This window comes from Mycolicibacterium sp. Y3 (assembly GCF_051188035.1).
GTDB classification, from domain to species: Bacteria; Actinomycetota; Actinomycetes; order Mycobacteriales; family Mycobacteriaceae; genus Mycobacterium; species Mycobacterium fluoranthenivorans.
Genome location: NZ_JAVQLT010000001.1, coordinates 242,059 through 259,471, shown reverse-complemented (window position 1 = coordinate 259,471; position 17,413 = coordinate 242,059). Strand labels below are relative to the sequence as shown.

Sequence of the window (17,413 nt, the reverse complement as noted above, 5' to 3'; positions counted from 1 at the left end):
CGTGATCGGCAGTGGTTATGGCGGCGGAGTGAGTGCCCTGCGCCTCGGCCAGGCCGGCGTCGAGACCCTCGTCCTGGAGCGGGGCAGGTTGTGGGACACCCCCGACGCGGACGGTAAGCGGTTCACCAAGATGCTTCCCGCCGACACCCGTGCGGGTTGGTTCTCCGACGTCCCGCCCAGCATCGTGTCGTCGTTCCGGGGAGTTTCCATCGACGCCGTCGCCGCCCATAACCCGTCCTCCCAGCCCAAGCAGGCCGGGATTTGCGAGAAGGTCACCCACGGTGCCCACCATGTGTTCCACGGCGTCGGGGTGGGCGGTGGCTCGATGGTGAACGCCGCCATCGCGGCGATCCCGACCCCGGACCAGGTGCGGGCGGCCTTCCCCGATATCGATCCCACGGAATTCCTCGGCACCTATATGGACCGCGCCAGGACGGCGCTGCGGATCAGCTACCGGAACATGGACTGGTTCGAGCAGACCCCGTACTTCCAGTACGCCAGGGTGGGTCGCGCGTACGCCCAGACCGCCGGCTACAAGGTGGACTACAACGGCAGCGCGTATTCGTTCGACTACATGATGCGTGAGGCCAACGGTGAGGTGCCGCTTTCCGCCCTGGACTGGGAGTGCCAGTTCGGCAACAACTACGGCCGCGACGGCAGTGTCGACCAGACGTATATCGCCGCGGCGATCAAGACCGGCAAGGTGACGTTGCAACCGCTGACCGAGGTCACCGGAATTCGGCGGGAGCGCTCCGGTGAGTACGTGGTGTCCACCCGGCGCATAGACCGGTGGGGCACCGAACAGTCCCGCGACGAATTCGGTTGTGACCAGCTCTATCTCGCCGCCGGTGTGCTGGGCACCAACCAGCTCCTGCTCCGCGCCCGCGATACCGGCACGCTGTCGGACCTGTCCGACGAGATCGGCCGCGGCTACGGCAACAACGGGGATCTGATGCTCGCGCACAACCTCAAGGACAGCGATCCGGCGGGCACCAAACAATCCCTGCTGGGCATGATCAATCTCGACGGCCGCGACGACCCGGTGAACCCGGTGTACGCCAGCATGTTCTCGTTGCCGCTGCCCATCGAGACGCACGCGCTGGGTTATTACGTGATGGTCAAGACCGGCGATCGCTCCGACATCACCTTCGACAAGGCGTCGGATTCCATTCGGATCGACTGGCCCCAAAGCCACACCGACCATCTGATCGAGCGGGCCAAGATCGTGTTCGACAAGCTCACCGCGGCCAACGGCGTCGACTATCGCGATGACCTATTCTCAGGAGAAGCCTTCGCCTCCAACACCGTTCACCCGCTGGGTGGGTGTGTGCGGGGTAAGGCCACCGACGCGTTCGGCCGGGTCAACGGCTATGACAATCTGTTCGTCAACGACGCGTCACTGATTCCGGGCTATATCGGCTGTAACCCGTACATGTCGATCACCGCACTGGCCGAGCGCAACATCGAGGGGATCCTGGCCGGCCGCCACTAAGGACTGGGCGGCGCCGCACCGGCTTCGGCGGGTAGCGGTGCCTCGGCGGGCGGAGGTGCCGCCTCGACCGGTGTTTCCCCTGTCGCTGCGCTCGCCCCGGTACTTCCACCCGTCGCTCCGCTCGCCCCGGTACTTCCACCCGTCGCTCCGCTCGCCCCGGTCGGCGCGCCCGGCGGCTGGTAGTACGGGCTGTCCGGCTTGGGCACGTTCACCCCGAAATGCGCATCCTCGTTCTGCCGGTCCGGACGCACACCGTCGATGATGTCGCGCAGCGGCGGCAGATTGATCGGCTTGTCGGTGACCGGCGGTACGGCCGGCAGGTCCACCGGCTGATCGGCGCGGTCCAGCGCCGGCGGGACGACTGCCTGGGCCACCTGGAAGGCGGCGTTGTTGAGCGCCGGGTCGCCCGCCGCCGGATTGGGCGGGAGGGCGCCGGGCGCCAACGCACTCAACGGGTTGACGCCGGGTGCGGTACTGCCGGGCATCGCTCCGCCGTGCAGCCCCTGGTTCAGGGCGGCGAGTTGGGGGCCGGCCACTGCGGCAAGCAGCTGCAGCGGATTGGGCGGAACGGCCGGTGCGGGCGGGGCGACGACCGTCACCGCGGCCGGGACCGCCGGTGCGACGGGTGCCGGGGGCAACTGCGGAGCGGCCGGCGGTGGTGGTGCAGCTGGTGCTGCGGCAGCGTCGGGTGCCGGGGCGGGCTGTGGAGCCGGCGCCTCCGCGGCGGCCGGGGCCACGTTGGCCGGGCGGGGCTTGGCTTCGGCGGTCTGCTCGTCGCTGGTGCGCAGCTGGCTGCCGACATACATCGACACCGCTGCGACGAACGCCAGTACGCCGCCGCCGACGACGGCGGTCAGCGTCCGCAGCTGGCGACTGTGATCGGCGGTGGTCACGGCGACGGCCGGTGCCGAGGCGGGCGTGGCGGCGGTGCCGACACCGGGGATGGCCATCAGCTTGGCGGTGCGTGGCACGAACAGGGTGGGCGCCGGCAGACTGATGCCGGACCCGCCACCTGCGGCCATCACGGACCGGGCGCCGACGACATGCAACCGGCGATGCGCGCCGGCATTGGTCAGGGCGGCGCCGCGGGCAAACGCCAACGCCGCGTTCTGCGGGATGGTCACCTGGGTGGACAGCGTCGAATTGAGTTCTCCGGCAAGCATTCCTGTGAGAACACCGGCGGAGCCGGCGGCGTACACCGCGACCTCATCGGCTTCGGCGGCGCACTCGGCGCAGGCACCGCGCACCGACAACGCCAATTGGCGGTGATCAGCGGCATCCACCACACGACTACGCATCCGGCGCACACCGCCGGCGGCGTGCATCACGGCGATATAGGCCACCGGTGCCTGAGTGCCTTCGATCAGGCACGCGGCGGCACAGCTCTCCCCGGCTGCCGAGGCCATCTGCTCGACGAAGGTCTCGGCGGCGTCACACCCTGTGATGGCAACGACATTCGGCAGCCCGACCTCGCCGAGTGCCTCTATCAGCAAATCGGCGTCCTCGGCGGCGTCGTCGGTCCACGTGACGGCGATTCGTTCGACGTGGTGCCCGTTGGCGGCGGCGACGCCGTAGGTTCCGAGCACCGCGTTGACGATATGTTCTGTGACAGTGGCACTTTCGACTCCGCCGCTGCGATCGACATCAAAGATGTCCTGATCGATGAGATCGCCGCCGCCGGATCCCTCGACCAGAACCAACCGAACGCTGTCGACCGTCAGCGCTATTCCAAGCACGACGTCCATTACCACTGATCCCTGTCTCATCTGTCTGTAAGCGTGGTGCGTGACGTCGTTGTCAGCAAACGTTGTCAGCAAATCAACCGACGCACCAGAAGTGCGGTCCTCACTCCACGATAGCGGGCAAGGCGGAGTGCGGCAGTTTCCTTATTGACCGCTTAAGGCGAGATAAGAAGACTGCCAAGGAAATACATGCCCGCGTCGGCCTAGGACGGTCGCAGGGGCGCCGGACTCCACAGTCCGCTGCGGGTCGCGGTACCCAGGTCGATGCGTGCCGCAACGGCATTGGGATAGAACGGCGTCAGTTGCTGCAGCGATCCCCAGTCGCGGAACCAGTCGTCCTTCAGGTACGTCGGCACAGGGTTGGCACGCAGCAGCAATTCCGTGATGCCGAGCGGCCCGCCGCCGAGATAGTCCATCACGGGGGAGTTTGCCTCGGCGCCGAAACGATCCGGCAGGATGCGCCACTTGGGCACCTCGGTCACGCCGTACTGATGCCCGAACGGGCGCTGGCAGGGGAACGCCAGACCGACCAGCCAGTCGAGCAGCACCGGGTCCGAGGAACCGACAACGTCCTGCAAACTCCGCAAGGTCGGGATCCGGGGCGGGGTGACCGCGATCCAGTGCTGTGGTGCCAGATCGTCATCTGTGGCAACCAGGCGCACCTGGGTGGCCTCCGGCGGAATCGCCGACATCGGGGCACGCAGATTGCGCCACGCCGGTGCCGCGCCGACATCCGCGAAGCCGAGGCTGCCGCCGGCGGTGCCCTTGGCGGCCTGCTCGTCGGTGGCCCACTGCACCACGACCTCGCCCGGATCGAACCGGCCCGCGGCGGCGACCACCAGCAGAGGGCCGCGCTCGCCGCGGGGCGGGAGCCGGTACCAGGAGGAGCGCAGCGCGGCCGGCTGCTGGGCGCCGGCGCGCCAGCTGCCCATCACCGGTGTGCGGGTCGGGTCGAGGTTGTAGGGCAGCCGCGCCCGCGATCCGTTCACGCCGGCCGCGGCGGTGGTGCCGCCTTCGGTGCCGGGTTCACTGCCGGTGACGGGGCCGGTGTCGTTATCGGCGAAGTTCGTGCCGCCTGGTTGTTCCATCACCGGGTCGGCGGACACGTCGGCGGGGATCCCGCTCGGGCTGAAGTTCTGCGCGGTCACCCCGCCCAGCGCTTCGCCGACCGGCTTGTCGACAGGAACGAGCAGGCCGACGTTCGGATCCTGTTCGACCATCACGTCATCGGCCAGGCCGCAGGTTTTGCCGGTGAGGGCGTCCAGGTTCGACCGCCCCACCGACCATGCCGGGTACTGCTGGGTGACGCCCAGTGTCAGGGACAGCACCTCGAAGATCACCACCGCCCAGGCCGCCACGGCCAGCGGAGCTTGGGTGAACCGGGCCCATGGCCGGGGCCGGTCCCGGCCGGAGAAGTGCAGCCACGCTGCGACCAACAGGGTGAGCACGGACAGCCCGAGCAGCATGGTGGTGAAGCCGAAGTGCCACTCCGGGAACTGATTCGACCACGGCACGCCGAAGTTCGAGACGTACCACCAGCCGTTCACGGTGGCGAAGGACAGCGCCGTCATGAACAGCACCACGGCGGTGAAGATCGTCCGGTTGCGTTTGGAGCGCATGGCGGTGGCGGTCACCGCGACCGCGGCGAGCGCGCCCAGCGAACCGGCCAATCCGGCGAACACGCCGAAATGGTGCGTCCACTTCGTCGGGGTGAACATCATCGCCAGGAACGAGATGATGGTGATACCGATGATGCGCCGCGCCGGTCCCATGGCGGTACCGGGAATCCTGCCCTTGCGCAAGGACATCGCGACCGAGATGACCAGTGCCAGAAGAAGAGTCAGCACGGCGAAGCGCCGGGCCACCGAGCCGTCAGGGCTGGTGGTGAACAACCGCTCGTACCTGATGTGCTCGTCGAACCAGCTCAGGCTGGGACCGACCAGGGACTTGAAGGTGCTGGCCTGGATCTCACCGGCCATCGTCTGGTCGCGGAAGATCAGCACGATCGTCACCGTGGCCGCGGCGGCGATCGGGGCCAGCAGGGCCCAGTGCCCGAAACGTGACGTGTGGGCAGCCACGATGGTTCGCAGCGGGCCGACCGCCACCAGCAGGGCGCCCACCGCGGCGATGCCGGTGGGGCCGGAGAACAGGGTCAGCGCGCCGATGATGATCGCGATGGCGACCGGCAGCAGCCGGCTGGTGGCCACCCCGCGTTCCACCGAACACCACGTCAGCAGGATGCCCAGGGCGATGATCGGTTCCGGCCGCAAGCCGTTGTTCAGCGGCAGCCAGAACGCCAGGAACATCGCCGCCGCCGTCCACGCGGCGGGCCGACTGTGCTTGACCGCGTGGCCGAGGCGGGGGATCACCTCGCGGCTGATCAGCCACCAGCAGGCCAGTGCCATCAGTAGGGTCGGCAGCCGCACCCAGACGCTGGCCGTGGAGACGTGCGTCCACAGCGCGAGCAGGTCGTAATACCAGCCGAAGGGCGCCTCCGGGGTGCCGAACCAGCGGTAGTAGTTCGCCATGTAGCCGGCATGCTCGGAGACCCGGGCCATGGTGAGGATGTAGCCGTCGTCGGAGGTGTTGGCGCCGACGAAATGCCACCACACCAGGAGCGCGCCGACAAGGCCGTCCAGCGCGGTCAGCGACCACCAGCGCTGCGGCAGGAACCGTCGGGTGGGTCTGCCGTCGGCGATGTCGAGGCGGTGCAGTGCGATCAGGGAGATCGCCGTCAGGGCCACCGCCATGATCATCGCAAGCATCTTCACCCAGGTCGGGGAGCTGCTGTAGCGGGAGTCGATGGTGGCCGAGAACGTCAGCCCAGGCGGGGCGGGGCCGGACAGGTCGGTGAAGACGCCGACGATCTGCGGACGGAAGTCATAGCCGCCCCGTTCGCCGCGCAGGGGTGCGCCCGGTTTGGCCGATCCTTCCTCGTCGGGTTCCTTTCGCAGGCCCACGAACTCTCCGGTGACCTTGTCGGCATGCGCGGTGAAGGTGATCCGCTCGCAGGCCGGGCTGAGGACCTGGGTCAGCGGTGCGCTGACGACGGGCGTGTTGCGCACGATCATCAGCAGCTCGTCGCCGACCCGCTCGATGAGCAAGCCGCGGTCGACCGCCTTGGGTGCCTGCTTGGGCACCGTCGACAGCAGGATGTTGCGGCTGCCGGTCAGGCCTTCGGCCGCGCTGCAGGGGATCGAGATGAACAGGTCGGTGGCGACGTACCCGATCAGCGGGGCGTCGACGCTGGTGAGCGTGCCGTTCTGGGGCCAATTGAGCTGCGCGGTGGTCTGGGTGACGGGCAGAAAGGGTGTCGCCACCGCGAGCACGGTGCCCAGCAAGCCCGCAACGATGGCCACCAGCCGCGTAGATCGGTGGTTGGTCACGGATGGTGATGCTAACGGCACGGTCCCTGCGGCCATCACCGTCGGATCGCCAGCGTGAACGGTCCGGCCGTCGAGACGTCCCAGCGTGGATCGTCGAACAGGGCCGAGTTCAGCTCGACCTGGTAGCGCTTGACGTTGGGCTGATTCGGGTAGACATCGGCCGCCAGCCGCAGGGTGTAGCTGTCCGGACCGCCGTGGCGCATCAGGAACACCGTGGGCGGTGTCCAGGGCAGTTGGTCGAGCGCACCGATCAACTGATCCGGCTTGGTGAACAACGCCCAGCTCTCGATGGCCGCCGAACGCTCCTTGAACTGTGCCAGCGGATTCGCGTAGTGCGAGGTGAGGCCCTGGAACCCGTAGTAGGGGTAGTACGACAGGAAGCTGTAGTCGGCGGTCAGCACCACGGTGTCGTGCGGGGGCCGGCCGGTGACCTGCTGGATGCGCGCGTCGATCTGGCGGTAGTACTGCTCGGAGCCGGGCGGCCGACGGTCGGCGCGCTGGCCGTAGCCGTCGGTGTCGGTGTAGGCAACATTGATGTCCGAGCGCAGCACATCCGGAACGTCCTGGGTGAAGGTGATCGCGCCGATCGCGCCGATGGTCGCGGCGATGGCCACCACATGCCGGCCGGGATGCTGGTAGCGCGCGGCGGCGGCCTGGGTCGCCGCGATGAACCCGAACGCGCCCGCCGCAGCGAGCAGCACGCTCAGGGTGGGCTGCAGCCGGAACGACAACAGTGTGGTGCCCACCAGGGTGGTGAGCATCGACAGCAGTGACCATGCGTACACCGCGAGCACCGCGATGGTCAGTGCTGGGGCTGCATTCTCTTCGCGCAAGGGCTCATCGCCAGCCCGCGTCGAGCTGCGGGCGTACATCACCAGCCACACGGTGCCGAGCAGGCACAACGCCCCCAGCAGGGTGGTCTGGAACATCGGGAATGTCAGGACGGCAGCATCATTGGGTAGATAGTGCTGCGCGGTGCCCTTGTCGGCGGGCGTGCCTTTGGCGGCCGCCAGCAGGTACGGCGCCCAGCCGGCGAGGGCGATCGCGCCGGAGATGACGGCGATGACCGCCAAGCGCAGCAGAGGTTCGAGGGTGCGCCTGGAGATGGCCAGCAACAGCGCCATCAACGTGACGGTGAACGCGGCGTAACCCAGCAGCAGGGCGTAGCTGAGCGCCGCGGCGCCCAGCACGATCCCGACGCCGAGGACAGCGCCCCATCCGTCGTTTCTGCTACGGCCGCCCAGTCCATTCCCCGGGTCGCTTCGCTCCAGCCCGCCGAGCCCGATCCACGCAAGCACGAACGCGGGCGGCAACAGCACGGTGATGACGGCGGCGTAGGGCTCGGTGGAGGTGTAAGCGAGCGTGACGACCGCGGTGGCGGTGGTGACCACCAGCGCCGCCTCGAACCGGATCATCGCTTTCCACAGCACGAAGGCGACCGCGATCGCGGCGGTGATGGAGAGGATCGACCACGGCTTGTACATCTCCCAGGCCGGGGTGCCGGTGAGGGCGGCCAGGCGGCCGCCGATCCAGAACCAGCCGGGCGGGTAGAACGGCGGCAGCCCCTGATAGGTCATATCGTGCAAGGCCGGGCTGTCGGCCAGCCGGGTCAGGTATTCGGTGCGGAACTGCTGATCGACCGAGATGCCGAAGAGGTACAGCTTGGTGGCCCCCAGTGGCATCGCCAGGGTGACCGCCGACAGCGCGGAGAGCATGAACACGGCTGTGATCCGGGCCAGCACCCGCCGGCCCCGCCGCCACAGCAGGCCGGCGCCGAAGATCCCGGCCAGGCTGATGACCTGGCCCACGGTGGTCAGGGCGTGCAGTTGGTTCGACGAGTTGTACGCCGGCCATTCGACGCGTTTGATCGCGATGAGGGCGACACCCGTCACCGTGGCCGACAGGATGACCGCGACCACCATCTGGCCGATCACCCGGGCCGGGCCGGCCAACATGCTGGGTTTCATCTCCCGGGTCGCTTCGCTCTCCCCCGCAAGCGGGCGGTGCCCCCTGCCCTCCGGACTCATTTCCCGGGTCGCTTCGCTCCTGCCCTCCGAAACATCAGAACGGCAGCTTGCGGAAGATCGGGCGCGGGATATGGCGCAGCACCGACATCAGCACGCGCACCTGTCCCGGTGCCCACACCAGGTCCTTGCCCTTGGCTGCCGAGGTCACCGCCAGGTCGGCGACAAATTCCTTGTCGACTGTGAACGGGGCCTCCTTGGCGCCGGTGGCCTTCCAGTGCTCCAGCGTGGTGGTGGTGCGCACCTGTCCGGGCCGGATCACCAACACGTGAACACCGAACTCGCGCAGGGCTTCTCCCAGTCCCAGGTAGAAGCCGTCCAATCCGGCCTTGGTGGAGCCGTACACGAAGTTGGAGCGGCGCACCCGCTCGCCGGCCACCGACGACATGGCGATGATCTGCCCGAAGCCCTGTGCGCGCATCTTCTCGGCGATCAGCACACCCACCGACACCGCGGCGACATAGTTGATCTGGGCGGTCAGCACGGCCTTTGCCTGGTTCTGCCACAGCTCCTCGGCATCGCCGAGCACCCCGAAGGCGACCACCGCGACGTCGACATCGCCTTGGGCCCAAGCTGATTCGATCACCGCGGGATGTGATGCGGTGTCCAGGGCATCGAAGTCGAGGTACTCGACCGACTTGGCCCCGGCGGCCTCCAGTTGCGCGATCGCGGCGTCGCGCTTCGGGGCGTTGGGCAGATCGGCCAGGATGATCCGGGCCTTCGCATTGCGCAGGTAGCGCTCGGCGATGGCCAGGGCGATCTCGGACGTTCCGCCCAGCAGCAGAACGGTCTGCGGGTTACCGGTGGCGTCGATCATGTTCGCGGGGTGTGCCTTTCTACAGCAGTTCGAGACGGCGGGCCATATCGGAGGCGAAGACGCCCTGCGGATCTGCCTTGCGGCGCACGGCGATCCATTCGTCGACCCGGGGATACATCTTGTGGAAGTTCTCCGCGCTGACCCGGGAGTCCTTGGCGGTGTAGACGCGGCCGCCGAATTCCATGACGCGACTGTCGAGTTCGTTGAGGAATTCGTTGACGCCGGGTTTGTTGGGGAAGTCCATGGCCACGTTCCAGCCGGCCATCGGGAAGCTCAGCGGTGCCTTGTTGCCCGGGCCGAACAGCTTGAACACGTTCAGTGCCGAGTAATGGCCCTGGGTCTGGATCCACCGGATGATCGCCTTGAAATCGTCCAGGGCGTTCGGGGGCACCAGGAACTGGTGCTGGGCGAAACCTGCTGGGCCATAAGCCTTTTGCCATCCAGTGGTGATGTCCAGCATATGGTAGAACTGCGTCAGGTTGACGATCTTGTTCTGGTAGTTGCCGCTCACCCGGTAGAACGCCTCGCCGACCATGCTCAGCGTGAACTTGTTCATCACACTGACCGGGAACAGGTTCGGTACCGCGGGCAGCTTCGGCGCGGTGAACTGCAGCGGGTTCGCGGCCAGCTTGGGCGGCAGTTGATCCAGCTTGGCCAGACTGCCGCGGCTGACCGCCGCGCGGCCGAGCTTCGGCGGCGGATTGATCAGGTCGAACCACGCGCTGGAGTAGGTGTAGTTGTCCTCGCTGCCGTCCTGGTGCACCGCCACGGTCTCGTCGAGGTCCGCCGTGGCGATCCCGTCGGCGATGAAATAGGCGGTCTCGGTCCTGGTCATCGCGATGCGCGCGCGGATGACGATGCCGGTCAAGCCGTTTCCGCCGATGGTGGCCCAGAACAGCGACCCGTCTTCGTCGCCGGGGCTGCCGGTGGGGGTCAGCGTGTGCACCTCACCGTCGGCCATCAACAGGTCGAGGGACAGCACGTGGTTGCCGAAGCTGCCCGCGCTGTGATGGTTCTTGCCGTGGATGTCCGAGCCGATGGCGCCACCGACCGTGACCTGCCGGGTACCCGGCAGCACCGGCACCCACAGGCCGAACGGCAGGGCGGCCTTCATCAGCTGGTCCAGGCTCACCCCGGCGTCCACGTCGGCGATCGCGGTCTCGGCGGACAGCGAGTGGATGCGGTTCACCCGCGTCATGTCGACGACGATGCCGCCGCCGTTGCAGGAGTGGTCGCCATAGGACCGGCCCAGGCCTCGGGCCACGATCCCGCGGCGCAGGTGGGACGGACTGGCGGACGAAGCGTCGGCCACCTGCCGCACGGCGGCGGCAATCACCTCGACGTCGGGGGTGGTCAGTACCTGCGCCACACTGGGCGCGGTCTGGCCGAACCCGGTGAGGGATCGCCGCGTGAGGGGGAGTTCGGTAGACATATCAGTGCCAGACGATACCGGTCCGGGCTACCGGGGCGGATTTACCTCAACCGGAATATCACCGCGCGCTGCACCGCGAAGTTGATCACGGTGGCGGTGCCCTGCGCGATGACGAATGCCACCGGGACCTGCCACGGCTGCCCGGCGAACTTCATATAGAACAGGTAGTTGATACCGACCTGCACCGCGTAGGTCAGCGCGTACAGGGCGATCACCGCGATGAATCGCGCCGTGCTCGGCGGGGCTTGGAAGGTCCACCGGCGGTTGATCAGGTACGCCGTGGTGGTCCCTGCGATGAAGCTCAGCGTCTTGGCCACATTGACCTGCAGTCCCAGCTTGAGGAACAGCACGTAGAGCCCGAAGTCGACACAGGCCGACAGCCCACCGGTGACCAGGAATCGCCAGGCCTGGGTGAGCAGGCTCAAAGGTGCGCCGCCCTGGACGGATCCGTCGGCTGTCTCGGCCACCCGGGCAGCTTAGCGGCAGCACCTGGGGCCGCCCGCTCACGCCGGCGCGGGCGGTGCACCATGGTGAGGTGACAGATCTCCTCGAGGCGTGGCGCGCCGTGCTTACGCGCCATACCGCGTCACCGGATGTGGAGGCCGTGGGGGCGGCACTGCTGGCACGGTGGACCGAACCACACCGTCGCTACCACGATCTGTCGCATCTGCGCGGGGTGCTCGAGGCCATCGAGGAACTGACCAGTGGAGCCGACGCCGCAGATGTCGATGTGGATGCCGTGCGACTGGCCGCCTGGTATCACGACGCCGTGTACGCCGGTCAGCCCGATGACGAGGAGAACAGCGCGCTGTTGGCCGAATCGGATCTCACCGCGCTGGGGGCGGCGCCGGAGTTCGTGGCGGAGGTGGCCCGGTTGGTGCGGATGACCGTCGAGCATGATCCCGCGCCCCAGGACCGCAACGGGCAGGTGCTCTCCGATGCCGACCTGGCCGTGCTGGGCCTTCCCCCGGCGGATTACCGGCGCAACACCGCCAAGGTGCGCGCCGAGTACGGCCACGTCACCGACGGGGATTTTCGGGCCAGGCGGGTACACGTCATCGGGTCGCTGCTGTCGGCGCCGTCGCTCTTCCGCACCGAGCTGGGCCGCCGGCTGTGGGAGGACGCCGCGCGGGCCAACATGTCCGCCGAACTGCGTGCGCTCAGCGACTGATCCCGGCGAGTACCCGGCACAGCGCCTCGACCGCGGGTGCAAAGGCATGCTCGGCAGGGGTGCCGAAACTGACCACCACACCGTCCCGCTCGGGGGTGCCCGGCCCGGCGTCGGGATGGCGCAGCATGGCCAGCCCGGACAGCGCGATACCGGCCTCCCCAGCGCGGCGCACCACCTCGGCCTCGGTGCCCTCGGGCAGGGTGAGCAACAGATGCAGCCCCGCCGACAGGCCGCTCACCCCCACCGCGAGCGGTTCCAGCGCGGCCACCAGGCGGTCCCGGCGGCGCCGGTACATCAGCCGCATCCGCCGAATGTGTTTGTCGTAGCTGCCATGTGTGATGAAGTCGGCCATCGTCAGGGTGGTGAGCCCGTTGACGTAGAACTGGTCACCGCCCATCGCCGCGAGCACGGCGTCGAGCAGATCGCCGGGGACCACCATCCAGCCCAGTCGCAGCACGGGGGCCAGGCTCTTGCTGGTGGAGCCGAGGTAGACCACCCGGTCGGGATCGCGGCCCTGTACGGCGCCGATCGGCTGACGGTCGTAGCGGAATTCCCCGTCGTAGTCGTCCTCCACGAGGTAGCCACCGGTGCGGTGCGCCCAGTCCAGTGCGGCAGTGCGCCGGGCCGGGTGCAACGGCACCCCGTGCGGGAAGTGGTGGGCCGGGGTCAGCAGTGCGGCGCGGGCGTCACCCGGTAGCGTGTCGACGGCCGCACCGCGTTCGTCGACGTCGATCGGTACGGTCGATATGCCTTGTGCGGCAAGGGCGTCACGGAACAGGAACAGGCCGTAGGCTTCGACGGCGAACGGTCCACCGAGGGCGCGCGCGAGGATCTCCACCGCATGCCGGGTCCCGGCGCAGATGACGATCTCGTCCGGGGTGGTGCGTACGCCGCGCACCCGGGCGAGGTATTCGGCCAGGGCCGTACGCAGTTCGATGCGCCCGCGTGGATCACCCATCCGCAGAGCATCATTGGGGGCGGTGGCCATCATCCGGCGGGTGGACGCCAGCCAGGCGGCGCGGGGGAACTCCGCGACATCGGGTGAGCCGGGCATCAGGTTGTGCAGCGGGGTGCCGGGCGCGCCGCGCGGCCGGGTGGGCAGGGGAGTGGCGGCCCCGGTGTTGACCACCCAGGTGCCGGCGCCCTGCCGGGAGGCCAGCCAGCCCTCGGCCACCAGTTCGGCGTAGGTGTCGGCGACGGTGTTCCGGGCCAGGCCCAAGTCGGCGGCCAGGGTCCGTGATGGTGGCAGCATCGTGCCCGCGGACAGCCGGCCGGAACGCACGGCGTCGCGCAGTGCGCTCAGCAGCAGTTCCCGTGCCCCGCGAGCGCCCGGTGTGATGACCTCACGTAGGTCCAGATGGAGGTCCCGCGATCCCGGATCTGCCGGCTCAGAATTGGCCGGCTCGGAATTGGACCATGAACTCACTAACGGATTGAACCATGTAGGTGGGTCTTTATGGACCTAGCGTGGACGGCATGACACAGACACTCGAACACCCCACCGCCATCGACCGCGTGCAGATCTACAAGGTCTCCCCCGAGCTCTACGACGCCATGATGAAACTGTCCGGCGCATCCGCCAAGGATGTCGACCCGACCATCGGCGAGCTCATCAAGATCCGCGCCAGCCAGCTCAACCACTGCGCCTTCTGCCTGGACATGCACGTCGCGGACGCCCGCAAACAGGGCGAGACCGAGCAGCGGCTGGCGCTCATCGCGGCGTGGGAAGAAGCGGGCAACCTGTTCACCGAACGGGAGCGCGCCGCCCTCGAACTGACCGAGGCGATCACCGAACTGCACCACGGCCACGTGGCCGACGAGGTGTACGCGAAGGCCGCCGCCGTCTTCAGCGAGAAGGAGCTCGCCCAGGTCATCGCGATGGCTGTCACCATCAACGCGTGGAATCGGTTCAACGTCGCGACCCGACTGAAGGCGCCGCGGCGCTGACCACCCGGACCGCCCGTGCAGGGGCCCACCGGCACAGCAGTCAGCTCCCCGGCGGTGCCGAGGAGCTGAGCCGGTGCGGGCACGACGCCCACACCCGGAGGTGGCTGTGGGGGGGTTAGGCGATCGCGTCGCGGATGGCCTGGCGCGCTGTCGAGACCCGGGCCTCGACGGCGTCACGCGCGGCCACCGCGGTGGCGTTGAACTCGCTCCACTCCTGATCGATGGCGTCGCGTACATCGCCGCCCTTGCTGGCGACGGTGGCGACGCTGAAGGCGCCGTCGACGGCGGCGACCGCCAGGGAACCCTGGGCGCGTACCAGCGAGCCCGCCACCTCGGCGGCGCCGGTGATGACGGCGTTGGGCAGGGTCGACTGCTGGCCGACGTACTGGCCGACGGCGGTGCGGATCCGGGTACCCGCCTCGCTCACGGCGACCTGCACGGCGTCGCCCGTCTCGCCGAACGCGGCGGGCAGGGTGGCGCCGTCGCGGACGGCGGCGATCACCTTGGCGGGGGCCTCGACCAGGGCCGCGGTGGCGTCGGTGGTGGCCGTGACCAGCTCGCCGGACAGGCTGTGTCCGGCGACGAGCTGACGCTCCAGCACCTCGCGCACCTCCAGGACGCGGTGCTTCACCGCCGCTTCGGCCTCGAGTGCGGCGGCTTCGGCTTGATTGAGCACCGGCACGATCTCGGCTTCGACGAAGCTCTCCGGGGCCGGTGTGGTGGTTTCGCCGTTGATGACGTCGGTCATGGCAACTCCTGGGAATCTGGAAAAGTCAGATGTGGGATGCGCACCATTCAACGCGGCGCAGCCGAATCGTCGATTGCGTGAAGGTGAACGGTCGAACTACACCCAGTACGGCACGCGGGCCCGGTACTGCCGCATGGCGATGGCCGCCATCATCCAGCCCAGCACGGTGAACACCAGCACCACGATCCAGTGCCGCAGCTCTTGGTCGGCGCCCAGCAGCGGCGCCCGGACGATGTCGACATAGTGCAGAAGCGGATTGAATTCGATGATCTTGGCCCAGCCGCCGGCGCCCTGATCGCGCAGTGTCTGGTCGTTCCAGATGATCGGCGTCATGTAGAACAACAGCTGCACCAGGCTGAAGAGCAGTGGGCTGATATCGCGGTATCGGGTGGCCAGGATGCCGAAACACAGTGCCACCCATACGCAATTGGCCACCAGCAGTGCCAGGGCCGGGATGAATGTCAGATCGGTCCACTTCCACGGCTGCGGGAAGATGATCGCGATGATCACGAAGATGATGATGTTGTGTGCGAACAGCAGGACCTGGCGCCACACCAGTCGGTAGACGTGCACGCTCAGCGGGGTGGGCAGCTGTTTGATCAGGCCCTCGTTGGCGACGAACACGTCGGCGCCCTCGATGATCGCGGCGTTGATCATGTTCCAGATGATCAGGCCGAGCGTGACGTAGGGCAGATGCTCGGCCAGCTTCAGGTGGAACAACTGTGAGTACAACCCGCCCAGTGCCACGGCCATGGTGCCGGTGGCGATGGTGATCCAGAACGGGCCGAGCACGCTGCGCCGGTAGCGCTGCTTGATGTCCTGCCAGCCCAGGTGCAGCCACAGCTCCCGCTTCCCGAAGCCGACCACCAGATCGGACCAGGCGCGGCCGAAGGTCTTGGATTGTGCCGCCGCGTCGGTGAATGTCATCGGTTGCCTCTCCCGTCGCGTCCCTCGCCCAGGTTCTCGAACCTTGCGAACCTCTCCCGGCGGCCCAACCGCCGCAGTCGCCACCACTCCCGCAGTCCCGCCGGGTCGCGCCGGGTCACCAGGAAGTACCAGCCGAACCGCACCCACTCCTGGGGGATCAGCCGTCGCTGACCCCGTTGGGACTGCACGTAGCCGCGGTTGCGGTAGGTGTAGAAGCGTTTGACGTCGTTGTCCGGATATTGGGTGTGCATGCGCCCACCGAGGATCGGCTTGAACTCGTCGGTGCCATAGGGGTGCAGGTACCTCGCCTCCAGGCAGGTGCCGAACGCCAGCCCGGACAGGGCCAGCCGCCGGTGCAGGTCTACCTCGTCGCCCCGGATGAACAGCCGAAGATCGGGCACCCCAACGGTTTCCACGGCCGCCGCGGAGAACAGTGCACCGTTGAACAGCGAGGCGATACCGGGCAGCAGATCACCGGGACCTTCACGCAACTCCGAAACCCGCCGTCGCCACACCAGCCCCCGGCGCAGCGGGAAGGCCAGTCGTTCCGGTGCGTCCATATCGCACACCATCGGGGACACCTCGTCCAGGGAATGCGTTGCGGCACAGTCGAGTAGCGTGCCGAGCACGGAGGGGTCGGCCGGCCTGCCGTCATCGTCGGCGAGCCAGATCCAGTCCGCGCCCAGGGCCAGCGCGTGCAGCATGCCCAGGGCGAAACCGCCTGCACCGCCCAGGTTTCGGTGCGAACCCAGATACGTCGCCGGTACCGGCTGGCTGTCGACCACCGTGCGGACGCGGTCGTCGGCGTCGTTGTCGACGACGATCAGATGATCCGGCGCGCGGTCCTGGCCGCACACCGCGGCCAGGGACGTGGCCAAGGTGTCGACCCGGCGGTGCGTGACGACCACCGCGACGACTACCTCAGCCATCGGCGCGGGCATTCTCCTCGAGCACCTCACGCACATGCCGCGCGGCGTCTGGGCCTTCGTAGGCGCCGACGACCTCTTCGATACCGCCGGTCATCTTGATGGTGCCGTGGTCCACCCACATCGCCGTGTCGCACAACTGGGCCAGGAATTCGTTGGAATGGCTGGCAAAAACCAGGATTCCGGAGCGCGCCACCAGGTCTTGGAGGCGTTTGCGCGCCTTGTGCATGAACTCGGCATCCACCGCGCCGATACCCTCGTCCAGCAACAGGATCTCGGGGTCGATGCTGGTGACCACACCCATCGCCAGCCGCACCCGCATACCGGTCGAGTAGGTGCGCAGCGGCATGGACAGGTAGTCGCCGAGCTCGGTGAACTCCGCGATCTCATCGACCTTGGCCATCATCTGCTTGCGCGTCTGACCCAGGAACAACCCACGGATGATGATGTTCTCGAAACCCGAGATCTCCGGATCCATACCGACGCCGAGGTCGAATACCGGCGCCACGCGCCCGGTGACGGTCGCCGCGCCGCGCGTCGGTTCGTAGATCCCCGACAACAGCCGCAGCAGCGTCGATTTGCCCGCGCCGTTGTGCCCGACCAACCCCACCCGATCGCCCATCTTCAGCGACAGCGTGATGTCCCGCAGGGCCTCGATGACCACGACGTTGGATTCGTTGCGCCCGATCGCACCACCGGCCTTGCCGAGGAACGCCTTCTTCAGTGAGCGCGACTTGGCGTCGAAGATCGGGAACTCGACCCACGCGTTGCGGGTCTCGATATGCGGATTGCTCATGCGAT

General features: G+C 67.9%; 14 protein-coding genes. 3 read left to right on the top strand and 11 right to left on the bottom strand.

All coding sequences use genetic code 11. From position 1 onward, the window contains the following. Position 1: 1 nt before the first annotated feature. Positions 2-1,492, top strand: coding sequence for a GMC oxidoreductase (locus QN239_RS01275; protein ID WP_499007776.1), 1,491 nt, complete (start codon positions 2-4; stop codon positions 1,490-1,492). On the opposite strand, the gene QN239_RS01270 is transcribed toward QN239_RS01275, so the two are convergent. The 6 genes from QN239_RS01270 to QN239_RS01245 form a co-directional block, all read right to left on the bottom strand. Then, positions 1,489-3,237 carry a DUF7159 family protein gene (locus QN239_RS01270; protein WP_499007774.1) on the bottom strand — a complete coding sequence of 583 codons (1,749 nt, stop codon included), beginning with the start codon at positions 3,235-3,237 and terminating at the stop codon, positions 1,489-1,491. The two genes, QN239_RS01275 and QN239_RS01270, sit on opposite strands and share 4 nt — an antisense overlap. A gap of 200 nt (positions 3,238-3,437) precedes the next feature. Then, a complete protein-coding gene (locus tag QN239_RS01265) occupies positions 3,438-6,656 on the bottom strand; it encodes an arabinosyltransferase domain-containing protein (protein ID WP_499007773.1) in 3,219 nt (1,072 codons plus the stop codon). Next, on the bottom strand, positions 6,656-8,587 hold the full coding sequence (locus tag QN239_RS01260; RefSeq protein WP_499007772.1) for a galactan 5-O-arabinofuranosyltransferase: 1,932 nt from the start codon (positions 8,585-8,587) through the stop codon (positions 6,656-6,658). Before QN239_RS01260 ends, QN239_RS01265 begins: the two co-directional genes overlap by 1 nt. A gap of 94 nt (positions 8,588-8,681) precedes the next feature. Continuing rightward, positions 8,682-9,461, bottom strand: coding sequence for a decaprenylphospho-beta-D-erythro-pentofuranosid-2-ulose 2-reductase (gene dprE2 / locus QN239_RS01255; protein WP_499007771.1), 780 nt, complete (start codon positions 9,459-9,461; stop codon positions 8,682-8,684). 19 nt (positions 9,462-9,480) lie between these two features. Then, positions 9,481-10,893: a decaprenylphosphoryl-beta-D-ribose oxidase gene (gene dprE1, locus QN239_RS01250; RefSeq protein ID WP_090361885.1), complete on the bottom strand. Its 1,413-nt coding sequence runs from the start codon at positions 10,891-10,893 to the stop codon at positions 9,481-9,483. A gap of 41 nt (positions 10,894-10,934) precedes the next feature. After that, positions 10,935-11,360: a GtrA family protein gene (locus QN239_RS01245; RefSeq protein ID WP_090361882.1), complete on the bottom strand. Its 426-nt coding sequence runs from the start codon at positions 11,358-11,360 to the stop codon at positions 10,935-10,937. 68 nt (positions 11,361-11,428) lie between these two features. On the opposite strand from QN239_RS01245, the gene QN239_RS01240 reads away from it, so the two are divergent. After that, positions 11,429-12,064: an HD domain-containing protein gene (locus QN239_RS01240; RefSeq protein ID WP_499007770.1), complete on the top strand. Its 636-nt coding sequence runs from the start codon at positions 11,429-11,431 to the stop codon at positions 12,062-12,064. Here the strand turns inward: QN239_RS01240 and pdxR are convergent. Continuing rightward, entirely contained in the window at positions 12,054-13,490 is a 1,437-nt protein-coding gene (gene pdxR / locus QN239_RS01235) for a MocR-like pyridoxine biosynthesis transcription factor PdxR (RefSeq protein WP_499007769.1), read from the bottom strand. The genes QN239_RS01240 and pdxR overlap by 11 nt on opposite strands. A 50-nt stretch (positions 13,491-13,540) precedes the next feature. On the opposite strand from pdxR, the gene QN239_RS01230 reads away from it, so the two are divergent. Further along, entirely contained in the window at positions 13,541-14,011 is a 471-nt protein-coding gene (locus QN239_RS01230; RefSeq protein ID WP_499007768.1) for a carboxymuconolactone decarboxylase family protein, read from the top strand. Positions 14,012-14,126: 115 nt separating this feature from the next. Here QN239_RS01230 and QN239_RS01225 read toward each other — a convergent pair whose 3' ends face one another. The 4 genes from QN239_RS01225 to wzt all read right to left on the bottom strand — a co-directional run bounded on the left by QN239_RS01225 (position 14,127) and on the right by wzt (position 17,408). Next, positions 14,127-14,759 (bottom strand): hypothetical protein, encoded by a 633-nt coding sequence (locus QN239_RS01225; protein WP_090361875.1) that lies wholly within the window; start codon positions 14,757-14,759, stop codon positions 14,127-14,129. Between the two features lie 96 nt (positions 14,760-14,855). Continuing rightward, positions 14,856-15,686 (bottom strand): galactan export ABC transporter permease subunit Wzm/RfbD, encoded by an 831-nt coding sequence (wzm, locus tag QN239_RS01220; RefSeq protein WP_499007767.1) that lies wholly within the window; start codon positions 15,684-15,686, stop codon positions 14,856-14,858. Continuing rightward, on the bottom strand, positions 15,683-16,615 hold the full coding sequence (glfT1, locus tag QN239_RS01215) for a galactofuranosyltransferase GlfT1 (RefSeq protein ID WP_499007766.1): 933 nt from the start codon (positions 16,613-16,615) through the stop codon (positions 15,683-15,685). Before glfT1 ends, wzm begins: the two co-directional genes overlap by 4 nt. Continuing rightward, positions 16,608-17,408, bottom strand: a complete 801-nt coding sequence (gene wzt, locus QN239_RS01210; protein WP_499007765.1) for a galactan export ABC transporter ATP-binding subunit Wzt/RfbE — start codon at positions 17,406-17,408, stop codon at positions 16,608-16,610. The genes glfT1 and wzt overlap by 8 nt, the downstream gene beginning before the upstream one ends. Between the last annotated feature and the right edge of the window lie 5 nt (positions 17,409-17,413).